This is a genomic window from Rothia nasimurium, assembly GCF_035916755.1.
Lineage (GTDB): Bacteria > Actinomycetota > Actinomycetes > Actinomycetales > Micrococcaceae > Rothia.
The window spans coordinates 1-16,184 of sequence record NZ_JAYWIX010000006.1; the positions used below are offsets into that span (position 1 = coordinate 1).

General features: G+C 60.6%; 15 protein-coding genes. 9 read left to right on the forward strand and 6 right to left on the reverse strand.

Annotated features, from left to right (window positions below; all coding sequences use genetic code 11):
• From VSX42_RS07350 to VSX42_RS07365, 4 genes are all read left to right on the forward strand, one after another.
• Positions 1–370 (forward strand): transposase family protein (locus VSX42_RS07350; RefSeq protein ID WP_326503668.1); only part of this gene is annotated, 370 nt, incomplete at its 5' end.
• Positions 371–749: 379 nt separating this feature from the next.
• Positions 750–1,904: a sensor histidine kinase gene (locus VSX42_RS07355; protein WP_326503669.1), complete on the forward strand. Its 1,155-nt coding sequence runs from the start codon at positions 750–752 to the stop codon at positions 1,902–1,904.
• 12 nt (positions 1,905–1,916) lie between these two features.
• Positions 1,917–2,567 carry a response regulator transcription factor gene (locus tag VSX42_RS07360; protein WP_326503670.1) on the forward strand — a complete coding sequence of 217 codons (651 nt, stop codon included), beginning with the start codon at positions 1,917–1,919 and terminating at the stop codon, positions 2,565–2,567.
• A 79-nt stretch (positions 2,568–2,646) separates the two neighbouring features.
• Positions 2,647–3,864 carry an ATP-binding protein gene (locus VSX42_RS07365; RefSeq protein ID WP_326503671.1) on the forward strand — a complete coding sequence of 406 codons (1,218 nt, stop codon included), beginning with the start codon at positions 2,647–2,649 and terminating at the stop codon, positions 3,862–3,864.
• A gap of 107 nt (positions 3,865–3,971) precedes the next feature.
• Here the strand turns inward: VSX42_RS07365 and VSX42_RS07370 are convergent, their stop codons facing one another.
• The 4 genes from VSX42_RS07370 to VSX42_RS07385 all read right to left on the reverse strand — a co-directional run bounded on the left by VSX42_RS07370 (position 3,972) and on the right by VSX42_RS07385 (position 7,892).
• The gene (locus VSX42_RS07370; protein ID WP_326503672.1) at positions 3,972–6,269 is read right to left on the reverse strand and encodes an FdhF/YdeP family oxidoreductase; all 2,298 of its coding nucleotides are present in this window, start codon (positions 6,267–6,269) and stop codon (positions 3,972–3,974) included.
• Between the two features lie 30 nt (positions 6,270–6,299).
• Entirely contained in the window at positions 6,300–7,181 is an 882-nt protein-coding gene (fdhD, locus tag VSX42_RS07375) for a formate dehydrogenase accessory sulfurtransferase FdhD (protein ID WP_326503673.1), read from the reverse strand.
• On the reverse strand, positions 7,168–7,476 hold the full coding sequence (locus tag VSX42_RS07380; protein WP_326503674.1) for a DUF6457 domain-containing protein: 309 nt from the start codon (positions 7,474–7,476) through the stop codon (positions 7,168–7,170). Before VSX42_RS07380 ends, fdhD begins: the two co-directional genes overlap by 14 nt.
• 68 nt (positions 7,477–7,544) lie before the next feature.
• Positions 7,545–7,892, reverse strand: a complete 348-nt coding sequence (locus VSX42_RS07385; RefSeq protein WP_326503675.1) for a DUF2218 domain-containing protein — start codon at positions 7,890–7,892, stop codon at positions 7,545–7,547.
• A gap of 164 nt (positions 7,893–8,056) precedes the next feature.
• Here VSX42_RS07385 and VSX42_RS07390 point away from each other — a divergent pair, with 164 nt between their 5' ends.
• The 3 genes from VSX42_RS07390 (at position 8,057) to VSX42_RS07400 (ending at position 11,435) form a co-directional block, all read left to right on the forward strand.
• Positions 8,057–9,259: a polysaccharide pyruvyl transferase family protein gene (locus tag VSX42_RS07390; protein WP_326503676.1), complete on the forward strand. Its 1,203-nt coding sequence runs from the start codon at positions 8,057–8,059 to the stop codon at positions 9,257–9,259.
• Between the two features lie 93 nt (positions 9,260–9,352).
• Complete coding sequence (locus VSX42_RS07395) at positions 9,353–10,831, forward strand: NCS2 family permease (RefSeq protein ID WP_326503677.1); 1,479 nt, start codon at positions 9,353–9,355, stop codon at positions 10,829–10,831.
• A gap of 181 nt (positions 10,832–11,012) precedes the next feature.
• Positions 11,013–11,435: a YchJ family protein gene (locus VSX42_RS07400; RefSeq protein WP_326503678.1), complete on the forward strand. Its 423-nt coding sequence runs from the start codon at positions 11,013–11,015 to the stop codon at positions 11,433–11,435.
• Positions 11,436–11,520: 85 nt separating this feature from the next.
• Here VSX42_RS07400 and VSX42_RS07405 read toward each other — a convergent pair whose 3' ends face one another.
• Positions 11,521–12,390, reverse strand: coding sequence for a fused MFS/spermidine synthase (locus tag VSX42_RS07405; RefSeq protein ID WP_326503679.1), 870 nt, complete (start codon positions 12,388–12,390; stop codon positions 11,521–11,523).
• Positions 12,391–12,474: 84 nt separating this feature from the next.
• Between VSX42_RS07405 and VSX42_RS07410 the strand changes: the two genes are divergently transcribed.
• Both VSX42_RS07410 and VSX42_RS07415 read left to right on the forward strand, forming a co-directional pair.
• Complete coding sequence (locus VSX42_RS07410; RefSeq protein ID WP_326503680.1) at positions 12,475–13,089, forward strand: GNAT family N-acetyltransferase; 615 nt, start codon at positions 12,475–12,477, stop codon at positions 13,087–13,089.
• Positions 13,090–13,160: 71 nt separating this feature from the next.
• On the forward strand, positions 13,161–14,249 hold the full coding sequence (locus tag VSX42_RS07415; protein ID WP_326503681.1) for a glutathione S-transferase family protein: 1,089 nt from the start codon (positions 13,161–13,163) through the stop codon (positions 14,247–14,249).
• 47 nt (positions 14,250–14,296) lie between these two features.
• Here VSX42_RS07415 and VSX42_RS07420 read toward each other — a convergent pair whose 3' ends face one another.
• Positions 14,297–16,183 (reverse strand): hypothetical protein, encoded by a 1,887-nt coding sequence (locus VSX42_RS07420; protein ID WP_326503682.1) that lies wholly within the window; start codon positions 16,181–16,183, stop codon positions 14,297–14,299.
• Between the last annotated feature and the right edge of the window lies 1 nt (position 16,184).

Consider the following 16,184-nt stretch of genomic DNA (forward strand, 5'->3'; position numbering starts at 1 on the left):
TTGCACCTTGGATGGAAAGTTGCTGGCTATCACAGACCCGGTGCCCGGGGCCAGGCATGATGCATATGCCTTCAAGGTTCACGGGCTAGATCAGCTGCTGGATTCCTCGACTCTGGCTGATAAGGGCTATGTGGGTCTGGGGTTGGCTACCCCGGCCAGGCGTAAGCCGGGCCAACGGCTGAGCCGGGAGCAGAAGCGGAATAATCGGGTGCTGAATCGGCTGCGGTCGGTGGTGGAGCGGGTTATCGCTCACATCAAGACTTGGCGGATTCTTCATACGGGGTTTAGGCGGCCGTTGGGGTTGTATGGGCGGGTGTTTGCGGTGGTGCGGGGGTTGGTGTTTTTGGCTGGGGGTGGGACTTTTGAATAAGCCTCAACGAATAACCGAAACCCATCGGCGTTTATCCACAGGTTTCATGTCACATTTTGATGGTAGGGGTCGAAGGGCGCCCCCGGCAAGGAAAAACAGCCTCTGGAGGCAAGGTCAGTACCTTAGTACTGACTTTCACCCAGACCCTTGACATAGCTCACATATAGGGGTTATCAAAGATGAAGATTTGTACCCATCTGAGAAAGTGAAGACCCTTGAAATCCCTTGTCACAGTCCTCATCGCAACCAACCTTCTCTTCGCATCAGTAGCACCAAGCTACGCCCAAACAGAAATATATGCTCAGGAGGCAACCCCTACTCCTATGCGGTTCTGCAAAATCCTCCAGCACATACCACCCTTCTGCAAGCAAGCACACCAGTGACCCAGCTACTACACACCCTACGGTCCCTGCCGACCGCACGTCCTTCCCGCGCAGTCCGGCTCACCACACTCATCCTTTCTCTAGCAATCGGCGCTACAGGCTTCTTCCAAGCCGTCAGCCATCCCGACAGCTACCTATCCCTGCATATCGTCTTCTTCGCGCTCATCACCCTCTGGGCGGCGCTCTACTACACCGCCTACCGGTACTCTGTATATGCCCTGTGCGCGCTCATGCTTCTCAGCTCGGCCTACTACGACCAGGAGTCCGCTCTGCTGGCCTTCTTCATTCTTGCCTGCACCTTTTTGTTCGTTCTTACCGGCCCCCTACCAGGTATTTTTCTCCTCGCCATCTCACACATAGCTGGAGAAATCATCACAGCTTACACCCTGCTGCGGCCCTTTAACCTGTTAACACTCAGCATCAGCCTTTTCCTCTTCATAGGCACCCCCCTAGCACTACGAATCTCCTGGGAACAGAAAAAGACCCTGGCTCAGGAATATGCCGACTACAAAGAACAGGTAGCTGAATCCAACCGCGCCCTAGCCCGCGAACTCCACGACACCGTAGCCCGGCACATCAGCGTCATCGGCCTCACCACCGGCCAAGGGCTCGACGCGATCACCCCCAGCGGTAAAGACGCCGCCCTGCACACTATCGAAGAACACACCCACAAAGCCCTCACAGACATGCGCCTGCTCATTCGCACCACCCGAGGCGACACCGACCCCACAGCCCTACCCCAGACGTCCGCCCCCATCATCGACCTCAGCCAAACCCTAGCCCAAGCCCGCAAAGATCTCACCGACCACGGCTTCACCCTGCACGAAAACATCACCATCACCGAAGCCGACCTACCCGACGGAGTACGCCCCACCTTCCACAAACTCATCCAAGAAATCTGCCACAACGCCAAAAAATACGCCCAACCAGGCTGCACCATCACCGTCACCGCCAAACCCAACCTCACCGGCGTCACCGTCACCACCTCCAACCCCGCTGCTCCCAGCACCCCCAAAAAGCGCACCCGGGGCACCGGCTACGGGCTTGTCGGCATAGGTGAGCGCATCCGCGCCCTCGGCGGAACCATGCACTACGGAGTAACAGACACAACCTGGAACCTCACCATCCACCTGCCCCTCGCCACCGCCTAGAAAGCACCCACCATGCACCAACCCACCGTAGCCCTCATCGAAGACGACCCCGACTTCAACGAACTCCTGGGCCTCTACATCAAAAACGACCCCGACCTCAACCTCATCGCCACAGGACGCAACGGGCAAGAAGCCATCACTATTGCCAACACCCTACGCCCTGAGGTCTTCCTCATGGACCTCAACATGCCCGTCATGGACGGCATAGAAGCCACCCAGCGCATCCTGGCAACCCACCCAGACACCAAAATCATCGCCGTCACCACCTTCGATAGCTACAGCTACGTCAGCCAAGCCCTCGCCGCAGGCGTCCACGGCTACCTCCTCAAAAACTCCCGCGCCAAGGAAATCAAACAAGCGGTCACAGCTGCGGTTGAGGGGCGGGCCATCATCGACCGGCGGGCCCTCGCCAGCCTGGTTATCTCCATGAACCTCACCCAACCACCCCAGGGCGACCCCTGGAGCGAGCTCAACGCGACAGAGCAGGCCATCACCAAGCTCGTCTGCCTGGGGCACACTAATCAGGAAATCGCACAGGAGCTGAACTACTCACTCTCAAACGTCAAAAACACGCTCTCACAGGTCTACAAAAAGATGGGCGTCACCACCCGCACCCAGCTCCTGGTACACGCAGGGCACCACAACTTCCCGGTGCTGGACTAAACCTTCATCTGCCCTGTAATTTCAGGTATACCTGAAATTACAGGGAAGATTTCACTTAATTTCAGGTATATTCGAAATTATGACTCAGCTTCTTGCTCGCGACCGCTACCTTGACCTGTTAACCAGCATCACGGACCCCGCTCTTGTACGGGTCATTACCGGCGTACGACGCTGCGGCAAATCAGCCCTACTTCGAATGTATCGAGAACACCTCATAAGCCACGGGGTTGCCCCTCACCAGATACTATCTATCAATTTTGAAGACATGAGCAACGACAACCTGCGAGACCCGCAGATCTTCCACGCACATGTTCTCGAAACGATAGAAAACCACGAAGTACGGTTTCTACACATCGACGAAGTTCAGGAACTAAATGACTGGGCCCGCGTCGTAAACTCACTGCGTAGCCGCGAGAATCTTGAAATCTGTGTTACCGGATCCAACGCGTCAATGTTCATTTCTGAGTCCATCACCTATTTAGCAGGGCGCTATATCGAGATACCCATGCTTCCCCTGTCATTGACCGAATTTACTCGTTTCCGAGAACACGCAGGGATACACTTCACAGGAGCAGTTCAGGCCTACCAACAATGGATTAAATGGGGTACCTTCCCAGCAGCAGCTGTAACAACCAACGAAGAAGTAGTACGACAGCTCAACACCGGTCTCTTTGACTCAATCTTTACCAGGGACATAGCGTTACGCGGGCAGATACGCGATACCGAAGCCTTTCTGCGAGTAGCCCGATTCGTTTTTGATAACGCAGGCTCTGAACTTTCAACCCTCTCCATCGTGAAACAACTCAAGTCACACGGCAGGAATGTTTCATCTGAGCTCGTAGATCGATACCTACAGTTAATGGTCGACGCGCACTTACTTTACCGCTGCCGCCGGTACGACACCCAAGGGAAACAGTGGCTAAAGACCAATGGAAAGATGTACTTCGTAGACCCCGGTCTACGCAATTCTTTGCTAGGGTCACGGGATTACAACAGGGGTCGAGACCTCGAAAATATGGTGTACCTAGAACTTCTCCGCCGGGGTTTTGAAGTCACCACCGGGCAGGTCCCCGGAGGTGAAATAGACTTTCTAGCCAAGAAGGAAGGGCACACAACCTATATTCAGGTAGCCCTAACAACAGAATCTGAGCAAACCCTAGCACGAGAATTAGCCCCTTTTCAGCGACTATCTCCCGGAGCGCGTTGCCTCCTACTCACAGGTGATAGATTCGCCCCTTCAACAGGTGATATTGAGTGGCTAGATGTATTTGAGTTTTTAGCCGGTTCATCCTTCTAGTATCTAATGTAATCAAAAGCTTCATCAGCATGTTCTTAGAACGCGCTGATGAAGCTTTCGATTACCTTGGGCGGGCTGGGGCCCGGCCGTCCGCCCGCTACCGCCGGTTAAGCCTTACGCCCCAGCGATTCCAGGCGCACTAGCACCGACTTATACACCGGAGTGTTCGAGCGCTTCGCCGCCGAATCCAGCGGAACCAGCACATTGCCCTCGGGCAGGTAGACGGTGCAGCAGCCGCGGGCGTGGTCGTACTCCACCACACGGAAATTAGGAGCCCGACGCTCGCCGTCCTCCCAGACCGACACAATATCCACCAGGGAGCCGTCCTCAAGACCCAGGGCGGCAATGTCGTCCCGGTGCATAAAGACCACGCGGCGGCCACCGCGCACGCCGCGGTAGCGGTCGTCCAGCCCGTAAATCGTGGAATTGAACTGGTCATGCGAACGCACCGTCGACAGCAGCAGGTGCCCCTCGGGAACATCCAGCACGTTGGTCTCATTGACCGTCAGCCGGGCCTTGCCGGTTTCAGTGTTGAAGACGCGCTCACGCGGACCGTTCGGCAGGTAGAAACCACCGGGCTTCTCGATACGCTCGTTGTAGCGCTCAAACCCGGGGATAGTACCCTCAATAGCCGCACGAATCACGCCATAGTCGTCAATCATGGGCTGCCAGAAATCATCGCCGAAAGTTTCACGGCCTACCGAGCAGATAATCTCTACCTCGGACTTGAGATCGAGGTCGTCGTTAGCGGTACGCTTGCCAATAGAAGCAGAGACGATACCGAAAGAGTTCTCCACGGTAATCTTCTGCGGGCCGGACGCCTGCACATCGCGGTCGGTACGGGCCAGGACGGGCAGAATCAGTGCCTTCTCGCCGGGGTAGGCGTGCGAGCCATTGGGCTTGGTGGACAGGTGGACGGTCATCTCCTGCTGGCTCATGGCCTTCTCGCAGGCGGTGGTATCTGAGGCAACGCGCACCAGGTTACCGCCCAGAGACATGAAGAACTGGTTCTCACCGTCGCGCATCTGGCGCAGGGCATCCACGGTGTCCAGACCGTGCTCCCGGGGGACGGGGAAGCCAAAGTAGTCTTCAAGAGCCGCAAGGAAGGGCTCAGGCATCTTCTCCCAGATACCCACGGTGCGGTTGCCCTGCACGTTGGAGTGGCCGCGGAAAGGCGCAGAACCAGCCCCGGGCTTACCCATATTGCCGGTGAGGAAGAGGAAGTTCATCATCTCCCGCAGGGTAGCCACCGACTCGCGGTGCTGGGTGACGCCCAGAGTCCAGGAGACAATAGCATTTTCAGAGGCCTCAACCAGGTCGGCAACCCGCGCCACCTGGGCAGCCGAAATGCCAGAGCCGCGTTCCAGCTCAGCGTCGTCCAGACCCAAAAGGTGCTCACGCAGCTGCTCGAAGCCGTCCGTAAATTTCTCAATGAAAACGTGGTCGATGGCATCGCGCCGAATCAGCTCTTTGTTGAGCTGCTGGAAGAAGGCTCGGTCGCCATCCAGACGCACCTGCAGATACTCGTCTGCCAGCTTCTCGGGCACAATCATGCCCACCGGCGACTGGGGTTCGCGGAAGGCCATCAGGCCGGTTTCGGGCATGGGGTTGAGCACCACCATCTTGCCGCCGTTTTCCTTCATCTTCTTGAAGCTGGTCAGCGAACGCGGGTGGTTGGTGCCGGGGTTCTGCCCCACCGAGATGAGCAGGTCGGTGGTTTCGAGATCGCTCATGGTGATTGAGCCCTTGCCCAGGCCAGCGACCTCTTTGAGGGCGACGCCGGTGGACTCGTGGCAGAGGTTGCCGCAGTCGGGCAGGTTGTTAGAGCCCAGGCGGCGGGCTAGGAGCTGGAAGGCGTAGGCTGCCTCGTTGGAGGCGCGGCCCGAGGTGTAGAAAACGGCCTTTGTGGGGTCGGTTTTCTTGAGCTGCTCGGCAATCAGTTCAAAGGCACGCTCCCAGGTAACGGGACGGTAGTGGTCATCGCCGCTAGAGCGGTCGTAGAGTAGGGGCTGGGTGATGCGGCCCTGCTTGCCCAGCCAGAAATCAGTCTTGTCGCGCAGCTCAGTCACAGAGTACTGCGCCCAGAAATCGACGCCCGCGCGTTCGGGGGTGGTCTCCTCAGCGATCGCCTTGGCGCCGTTTTCGCAGAACTCCACCACGTTCATGTCTTTCTGGTGGGGTTCGGGCCAGGCGCAGCCGGGGCAGTCGACACCGCCGTGCTGGTTCATATTAATCAGGGGGAGCAGACCGCGCGCCGGAATCGCGTGGGCCATAGCGTGCAGCACACCACCGGGGCCCGCTGCGACCTTGGTGCGGTGGCCAATCTTGGGATTATCAAAGGCCGTGGCTTCTTCGCTCACGCGGCTGACAACAGGGACGTCTTCGTGCTTGCTTACCGTGCTCATACACCCCAGTGTAGCGCGCTGTGTGCCAGGTTACTCAGCTAACTGGCCGGAATACAGATTAAAACGGCGTTCTCGAGCAAAAGCTACCAGGGTGAGGCCCGATTCTTTAGCAAGGTCCACAGCGAGCGAGGACGGGGCAGAAACCGCCACGAGCGCCGAGAAACCGGCCAGCACCGCTTTTTGCACCAGCTCAAAGGACGCCCGCGAGCTGACCACCAGCGTCCGCCCCGGTAGGCCGGGGGCTGGGGGCTCCAGCCCGTCGTTCATGAGCAGGTGGCCCACCACCTTGTCCACGGCGTTGTGGCGGCCGATGTCTTCGCGGGCAACCAACAGTTCGCCGCCCGGCTCAAAGACGGCGGCAGCGTGAATACCACCGGTTTTCTTGAAAATCACCTGGTGGTCGCGCAGGCGAGAGGGTAGTTCCAGCACCCGCTCGGGGGTAAGGGCGGTGGGCGGTATGGGGCGGGTGGCCTTGCCCATAATGGAGTCAATTGAGGCAGACCCGCAGACCCCGCAGGCCGAGTTGGTCACGGTCAGGCGCAGGGGCGTGGCCTTCTCAAAGAGGGGTAGGACGCCGCCCGGCGGGCTGGGATGCGCGGTCTCGGGGACTGCGCGACTCAAGTCAAGCACGTTGTAGGTGTTGGCGCCGTCCGGCCCGGTAGCCCCCGCGCAGTAGCGGGCGGTGCTAATCTCAGCAGCGCGCCTAATCAGCCCCTCGGCATGCAGGAAGCCGTGGGCCAACTCAATATCGTGACCCGGGGTACGCATCGTGGTGGTGACGGTCTGGCCATCCAGTCTGATTTCGAGGGGCTCTTCGGCGGTGAGGGCATCAGCCCGGCGGTCTACCGAAAAGGTGCCGTCGTCTTTGAGCACATACCGGGTAGCCGGGGCGGTGCGGTTAAGCCTGCCCATCGGCCCGCTCTTTATACTCGTCAATCAGGGTCTCCACCTGAGCCAAAGCCGAGCGGACGCGCTCCCCCGTCTGACCTGCGTCCGCCTGATTTTCTGCCTGCGCGGCTGCGTAGCCCACCAGGAAGGCTGCCAGGGGGGCCGCCGGGCGCACTACCCCGTGCGCCACGTGCTTGGTCATGCCCAAAAGGTGAGGCATGGTCTGCTCCATCAGGGCAGGGTCAAGATTCAGGCGGGTGGCCAACTCGGCAAGAAAATCGCGGGCAACCTCAAGATCGCGGGGGTCTCTCTGACTCATAACGCTCCAACGGTGCAGCGGGTACAAAAAATTTCAGTTTCAAACATACACCCGCGCACCGCAAGAGCCTAGAGGGCTACGAAAGTGACGGCAAGACCGTCCTTCTCACCAAAACGCTCCAGGTGGCGGCCCAGCACACCCTCAAGGCGCTCGCGCCCCTCGGGGGTTGCAGCGTAGGCCAGCAAAACAAGACGGTCGGTGCCGTCCACTTCTTGCACCAACACATCGCCGTAGCCACCGAAGTTGCCATCACGGTTGAAGGTCAGGCGGTGGCCGCCCGCAACTTCTTCAACCGTGATCTTGTGCCCGAAGTGGCTAGCAAGCTGCTTGGCATAGCGGGCGGGGCGGTCGGTGAGGACGACGGCGCACGAGCGGGCGGCCATAGTCTCAATAGGGGGGTAGGCAGTGGATTCCACAGTTAGCCTCTCACAAGAAGTTAGGTCTACCTAAAATACTAGGGAAGGAAACCGCCAGCCACAAGCCCACCTTCAGGCAAGAATCACAGGGGCCAGGCACAAAAGCTACTAATATCTTCCATAAAGCCCACACCCTACCACCTGCACCCCACAGGAGTTACCCCATGCTCACCAAGTTCCTCCGTCTCAGAAGCTCAACCTCCCAGACCGCCCCCGAAGACACCAGCCAGGGGCAGGGGGCAGAACCCGGCCGTCCTATCTACCTGATTTCCATGGCCTCCTGGCCCAACTACGGCGACGAACTCATCACCCTGCGCTGGCTCCAACACCTAGCAGTCACCCACCCCACCACCGACATCTGGCTCGATGTGCGCGAACCCGGCCTAGCCTCCTCTCTCTTTGCCGGTCTCCACCCCCGCCTGCACATCACCAACACCATCTTCCGGGCCCTCCACGAACACCTGAACGGCGACCCCCGAACCCCGGCAGATAAGGTCAAAGACCTCGGGTCCCCCAGATACGACCTGGGCCTACTAGACCTACGCTCAGCAGGTAGCATCCACCTCCTCGGAGGCGGCTACATCAACCACTTCTGGGCCGACCACCTCCACATCGTCCAGGCCATGCGGGCAGCCCGTGACATCTCCGGCGCCAAACTCTACGCCACCGGCCAAGGACTCATGCCCTTCGCCGGCGAACACTTCGCAGACTTCGACCACGTCAGCGTCCGCGACACCCCCAGCGCCCACGCCCTCAACCAAGAAGTTGGCCTCGACGACGCCTACCTCCTGCCACCAGCACACCACCTCTCCCAACCCCTCCCCCAGCTCATCCCCCAAGAAACTGACCTCTACATCTGCCTCCAAAGCGACACCCTAGACCCAGGAGCCCACCAACACCTCATCAACCTCACCCGCCAACAGATCCTCGCCCTCGGTATCCCCCGCCACCGCACCTACTACCTAGAAGCCATCCCCGGTGACGACCGCCCCGGCTACCAAGCCCTAGCTGACCTCATAGCCGACGACGGCTTCATCCCCTTCGCCCACTTCTGGCGGGCAGGCTTCACCTTCGCACCCCACCAGGTATGGATCACCTCCCGCTTCCACCACCACGTCATGGCCTCAGCCCACGGGGCCCGCGGGATCGCTCTTAGCGGTAAAAAGGGCTACTACGACGTCAAACACAGCTCCATCAGTGACCTAGGTAGCAAATGGCCCATCCTCACAGCCAACACCGCCGCAGACCAGACCCCCTACCAGCTGAAGGACCTGCCTGCCCCCGCCGACTTCACCCCCATCGTCACCGCAAAACAGGCTGAAGCCCACATGCTCTACCCCTCCGTCCGCCCCGCAAACATAGCGTAAACTAGGTAGGTACATCAGCGTCCGCACCAAAGGACGGCATACTTTCATTTCTGGGCCACACAAACCCACACGAGTATCTACGGATTTTCACGAATGTCTTCTGAGAACACCGCGGCTCACAAACCCGCACCTTCAGCGCCCACCAGCGCCATCGACCGCTACTTCAAAATCACCGAACGCGGCTCCACCCTCTCCACCGAAGTCCGCGGTGGCCTAGCGACCTTCTTCGCCATGGCCTACATCGTGGTGCTCAACCCCCTCATCCTGGGCCTCGGCCTCGACGGCGCAGGCAATGCCCTCGGCGTCGAGCGCGTTGCTGCAGCAACCGCACTGGTGGCGGGCGTCCTGACCATCATCATGGGCCTCTGGGCCAAGCAGCCCTTCGCCATGGCGGCAGGTCTGGGCGTCAACGCCCTGCTGGCCTCCACCATCGCAACCACCCCCAACCTAACCTGGCCCCAGATTATGGGCCTGGTCGTCTGGGCCGGTATCGTCATGGCCATCCTGGTGCTCACCGGCTTCCGCCGCGCCGTCTTCGACGCCGTCCCCGAATCGCTCAAGACCGCCATCGTGGTCGGTATCGGCCTGTTCATCTCCCTGATTGGCCTGGTCAACGCGGGTATCGTCCGCCGTATGCCCGATGCTGCCGGCACCACCGTGCCCGTCTCCTTCGGCGCGGGTGGCCACCTGCAGGGTTGGCCTATCTTCGTCTTCCTCTTCGGACTCTTCCTCACCATCGCCCTCTTCATCCGCAACGTGCGCGGCGCGATTCTGATTGGTGTGGTCGCCTCAACCATCCTGGCAATCGTGCTAGAGAAGGTCTGGCCCTCCGGCTCCTCCATGGACTCAGCCACCGGCTGGTCCCTCATGATCCCCGGCATCCCCACCCAGTGGATCGGCCACCCCGACCTCTCCCTGCTGGGCTCCGTTGATATGGTCGGTGCTTTCTCCGGTTCATCCCTGGGCGCCCTGGGCGCAACCATGCTCATGTTCGCTATCCTGCTGGCTGTCTTCTTCGATGTTATGGGCACCTCCGTGGGTCTGGCCTCCGAGGCTGGCACCATCGACGAAGACGGCAAGATTGAGAACATCGATAAGGTGCTACTGATTGATGCTGCCGGTTCCGTACTCGGTGGTGGCTCATCGTCCTCAGCCCACCAGATTTTCGTGGAATCCGCCACTGGTATCGGTGAAGGTGCCCGCACCGGCTTCGCCAACATCGTCACCGGTGCCCTCTTCCTGCTGGCTGTCTTCATCTCCCCGCTGGTATCCATCGTGCCCTTCGAGGCTGTAGCCCCCGCCCTGGTGGTCGTGGGCTTCCTGATGGTCCGCCAGGCTGTTCACATCGACTGGACCGACTGGGGCCTGGGCATTCCCGCCTTCCTCACCATCATCATGATGCCCTTCACCTACTCCATCGCGGACGGTATCGGTGCCGGCTTCGTCGCCTTCACCTTTATCCGCCTGGTACAGGGTCGCGGCAAGGAAGTACACCCGATTATGTACATCGTTTCAGCCGCCTTCCTGGTCTTCTTCGGCATGGGAGTGATTGAGGGGTGGCTGCACACCTAGCCCTCTCCCCTTTCCTAAGTACCCCAGTTGTGGTGCAGTTACCCCGGTTTTTACCTGGGGTAGTCGCACTAAAACTGGGGTATTTCTGTAAGCAGCGCGGACGGGCGGCGGTAGGCCCTTGATGCAAGGCTGGTTCGCTGAGGGCAGGCGGGTTCCCCCGCTCACCTGTTTTAATGGAGGCATGCTTGAACCCGATACCCGCTGCCCCTGCGGCACCGGCGAAACCTACGGCGCCTGCTGCGGCCGTTACCACTCCCGTTTTGCCCAGACCGGCAAACTAACAGCCCCCACCCCCGAGGCGCTGATGCGCTCCCGCTTCAGCGCCTTTGCGGCGGGCCTGCCCGACTACCTACTGGCCACCTGGCACCCGAGCACGCGGCCGGCGTCCTTACCCCTCGACGACAGCCTGCGCTGGTACCGCCTCGATATTCTCAGCACGGCAGGTGGCCCCTTTGACAGTGCCGGCGGCGTAGAGTTCGCCGCCTACTACAGGTCAGTGCCGGGGACGCCGGAGGGCGAGCGGGTACGCGGGGTACAGACCGAGATCTCCCGCTTCACCAAGGACGGCGGGGTGTGGTTTTACGTGGACGGTGAGGTCAGCTAGACCCGGCAGACTTTTCGCCCTATTCCTTTTCTCATGACCCTAGGGATTATCTCGGGGTGAAGAGAGAAGGAATAGGGCGATTACCTTATTGGGCGTCGCGGCGCGGGGTAGCTGAACGGGCGAAGTCGCGTACCCAGGCGTCGTCCTTGTATTGGGCAGGTACCCCGCCGCCTAGCAGGCGCTTAGTGATGGCGGCGGTGGCCAGGTCACCGGCTACCGGCAGCGGCGCGTGGGAGCCGGCGATAATGACGTTTCCCTTGCGCCGCCCCTTGAGCATGGCCGGGTCGGCCACAATGCAGGTGTGTTCAAAAACCTGGGCGATAGCGGCCGCTTCGGCCCGGGCCCCGGCCAGGGAGCGGTCGTCGCCGCAGTTGATGATGTAGAGCCCGTTCGGAGCCAGCGAGCGCTCGGCCAACTGAGTGAATTCGAGGGTGGTAAGCGGCTCCGGGGTGATGTAGCCTGCGAAGACGTCGCGGATGATGATGTCGCGTGAGGCCGGGGCGAACCCTTCGGTGACTGCCCGGGCTTCGCCCACCCTGATTTTGATGGTGGGGGCTTTGGGCAGGTCGAACCATTCGCGCACGTAGGCGGCGAGTTTGCCGTCGAGTTCGACGACGGTGTTGTGGGAGGCCGGGTAGACGTCGGCCAGGTAGCGGGCCATGGAGCAGGCTCCGCCGCCCAGGTGGGTGATGCGGAGTTTGGTCGGGTCGAGGTGGGCGTCGACGAAGGGTTCGACGACGGCGACGAGCCAGCGCATGTATTCGAAGTCGAGTTCGCGGGGCTGGCCCAGCACGATGTGGGAGGATTCCATGCCGTTGATTTCGAGTACCCAGCCGCCGGGGGTGTAGTCGTCTTCGATGAGTTCGGCGATGCCGGTGTCGATGGGATAGGTGCCTTCAACGAGGGCTTCGGGGGTTTCTACCTGTTTTTTGGGGGTTCGTCTGCGTTTTGCCACCCCTCTAGCCTAGTGGGTGGGGCGGGCTCTGCGGGGCTTGCTAGAGTGAGAGGGCAGTGACAGTAGGTGAAAGGACGGACACGCGTGGGTTTTGTAGCTGATGGCAGGTATGTGGTGGCGCCGGTGGGCGCTGAAGACGCCGAGAAGTATGTTGACCTGCAGCTGCGGTGCCTGGCAGAGACCTATAACGGGCTGGTAGACCCCGGTTTTGGGGCCCGACAGGCGGCCAGCCGGGACAGCTGGTTGGAAGAGTTTGCTGAGAATATCGCACCGCCCGGTGCCCGCGCCTTTTTTGCCTACGAAAATCCGGCCTGGACGCCCGCCGGTGGTCTGAGCTGCGCGGTGGGAGGAGAGATTGATTGGGACGCTCCTGTCGGTTTTGCCCTGTCCCGCCCCGGCCCCCTGGCCTGGGAGCTAGAGATTGGCCTACCCCCGGTTGATGAGGGGACGCGGGAGCTCACCCACCTTTACACTTTTGCCTCGACTCACGGCACGGGGCTGGGAGCGGCTCTTTTTGATGCTGTTCTCTACCCTGATGAACCTGCTTACCTCTGGTACATCGTGGGCAATGAGCGGGCTCGGAAGTTTTATGGCCGCCGGGGCTTTAAGGACGAGAGACTCCCCATCGATTGCGGTGGCGCCTGGGGCACCGCGCGAACAGCCCGTATGTACCGCGGGCTGATACTGCCTTCGCAATAAGAGGGGTTCAAGCTTTTCTCCACTCCCACAAAATACTTTACTTTGAAAGTATTGTGTGAGAGGGTGGAAGCATGAGCACCACCGAACAGACCGAACACTCAACCCGCGGCTCCTATGTACATGCTGGGGAAGAATACAACCGCGATACCACCTACATTGAAGACCGCATTGTCGCAGACCCCGTCGCTACTGCCCAGCTTGACCCCAACCACCAGCTCTGGCCGGTCAAGCCCGGAGCCTACCGCCTGGTAGCCGCCCGCGCCTGCCCCTGGGCTAACCGCACCCTGATCGTCCGCCGTCTGCTAGGTCTCGAAGATGCTCTCTCCGTTGGCCTACCCGGCCCCACCCACGACGCCCGCTCCTGGACCTTTGACCTCGATGAAGACGGCAAAGACCCGGTGCTGGGTATTGAGCGCCTGCAGCAGGCCTACTTTGCCCGCTTCCCCGACTACCCCCGCGGCATTACCGTGCCCGCCATCGTCGATATTGAATCAGGTGGCGTTATCACCAATAACTTCCCGCAGATTACCGAGGACTTCTCGAAAGAGTGGAAGGCTTACCACCGCGAGGGAGCCCCCGACCTGTGGCCTGCCGACCTTGAAGAGGAAATGCGCGCGGTCATGAAGCGTATCTACACCGAAATCAACAACGGGGTCTACCGCTGCGGTTTCGCTGGCTCACAGGAGACCTACGAGGCAGCCTACGACCGCCTCTGGACGGCCCTAGACTGGGTTGAAGAGCGCCTGGCAAACCGCCGCTACCTTATGGGGGACCACATCACCGAAGCGGATGTGCGCCTCTTTACCACCCTGGTACGCTTTGACGCGGTCTACTACAGCCACTTCAAGTGCAACCGCCAGACCCTGGCCTCCATGCCTAATCTCTGGGGCTACGCCCGTGATCTCTTCCAGACCCCCGGGTTTGGCGATACCGTGGACTTCCAGCAGATCAAAGAACACTATTTCATTGTTCACGAGGACATCAACCCCACCAGCATCGTGCCCGCCGGCCCTGACCTTTCCGGCTGGCTGACCCCGCACGGGCGTGAGGCGCTAGGTGGTTCCCCCTTCGATACGGACGCCGGTGCCACCGCCCCTGCCCCGGTACGGGAAGACGAGCGGGTAGCGTCCGGCCATAACCCCCTCTACCCGGCTGCTTAAGCACTTGCCGCTTCGTCCGCCTGCTAGCTTGGCTCAGCCCCGGCACCTCACTCGGGCGGAGTCGAGCTAGCAGGCAAAAAGACTCTCACCCCCTCATCGATTGCTTCGTCGCTGATGAGGTCACCCACCCCAGCTAGGTTGGTCAGGTTGCGCACCTGTTGCTGGGCAGTGGGTTCATACACCCGGATACTGTTATCGAGTATGGGTACAGGCGGCTGTTCCCCCACCCCTGGCAAGGTGATAGTGGGGTTATAGAGCTGTACACCGCCGATTTCTACCTTGCGCAGCTGAGTATCGAGCCAGCGATCCCCCTTCTGTATCACCTCGGTATCTAAGGTGCGCAGGGCTGAGTCGGCGTCCTGGTAGAGATCAGAGGGGTTAATGCTGGCGCTATTGATTAAGCGGTTACCCAACCCTATTTTCTGAGCCCCAGCGTGCACAGCGTTACCGACTCCCGCTATAGCCATCTGCTCCTGCTCGGTGCGAGTGATGTCAGGCTTCTGGGTCGTGCCAGCGGTAATTGTCGTTTTTACCACGCTATAGCCGCCCATCAAGCCCTGCAGCTCGGGTATTACCCGCTCCGTGCCGGGGTTGGCACCCGCTATCTTCACATAGTCCGCGGCCCCGTGAACCGAGGCGCCAGCAGGTCTGTGCTGCATCACGGTAGACGTATCAGGCGCATAGTCGGGGCGGTCGCCCTGAAGGTAGGGGACGGGGTCACCCTTATACCGGGTATCGACGTGGGTCACCGATGCAGGTACCTTGATGTCGTCCACCGGACTACCCTGGGTGATGAGCCCCTTGACCCGGTAGCGGGAACCGAAGGACGTATTGGCCGCGAGCGCACCGGCAGCTAGCCCGCCCTGGCTGAACCCGGCCAAAATCACCCCGCTGCCCTCAGCCGCCCCTGCCTGCTCTAATGCTCGCTCTACCTGGGTCATCAAAGCCGTGTACTGCTCCGGGGTGAGATCGGCCCCGTAACCAGAGGTAGCACTACCGGCTGTGCCAGCCCAGGTGTTTGTGCCCCCGCGCCAGGGCTGCAAGAAATCCTCGCGCTCGCCGTCGCCGTCCGTCCCGGGAATGGTCACCAGGTACTGGGTTTCGCCGGTTTCTGGGTTGTAGAGGGTTTGAACCATGACGTGATCCCAGGCTCCCTGGTAGTGGGCGGCTTCAAAGAGCTCATCGCCCCGGTTCTCTATACCCTCCATACGCTGGAAGTGCTCGGCAATTCCGCGGGCGCTCAGGGGGAGATCCTGCCCGGTGCCGTTGGGTTCAAGACGGGGAATGCTCTTACCTGGGTCTAGGTTATCGACGCGCAGGCTAGGGCTGAGCACATCCGTCATGTCTCGGGTAGCCCGCAAGCGCCCGGTCGTACCCGTTACCTGCACCAGCTTGTTAAGTCCCTTAGTCGTATCCTGCATGATCTTACGCCCATCGGGAGTAGTGCGAGCCAGCAGGAAGGCGTCCTTAGCGTAGGTCACCGCCTGCACTGCTCCCCGCTTAACAGCCAGTTTGAACAAGTCAACCCGGTAACCGAAGGCCGACTGCGTGCCACGCAGCACCGCCATGCCCAGGGTCTGAGCCTGATTTGTCTGGTTAATAACCTGGTTGGCAAAGTTCTCCGCCTGCCGGTAGTTCTCAGCGGCACCCTGCACGCCCCGGGCTAGGCCCCGCATACCCGCCACCAGGGTGGTGAGTGTTAGGGTGCTGGCACCCAAGGACGCCAGGGCGCGGCTACCTGCCCCCGTCAGGTCGAGGGAGGCTAAAAGGGCCACACGCGCAGTGAGACCGCCTAGCTCCCGGCTCGCCTCTTCGTACCGCCCAGCCACGGCAGCAAGCTGGTGGGCTAGAGGCTCTAGCTCAGAGAACTCCACCGAGATACGACCACCCGAGGGCCCTGCCCCCGGGGCACCAGAAACATATGCTGCAACCACG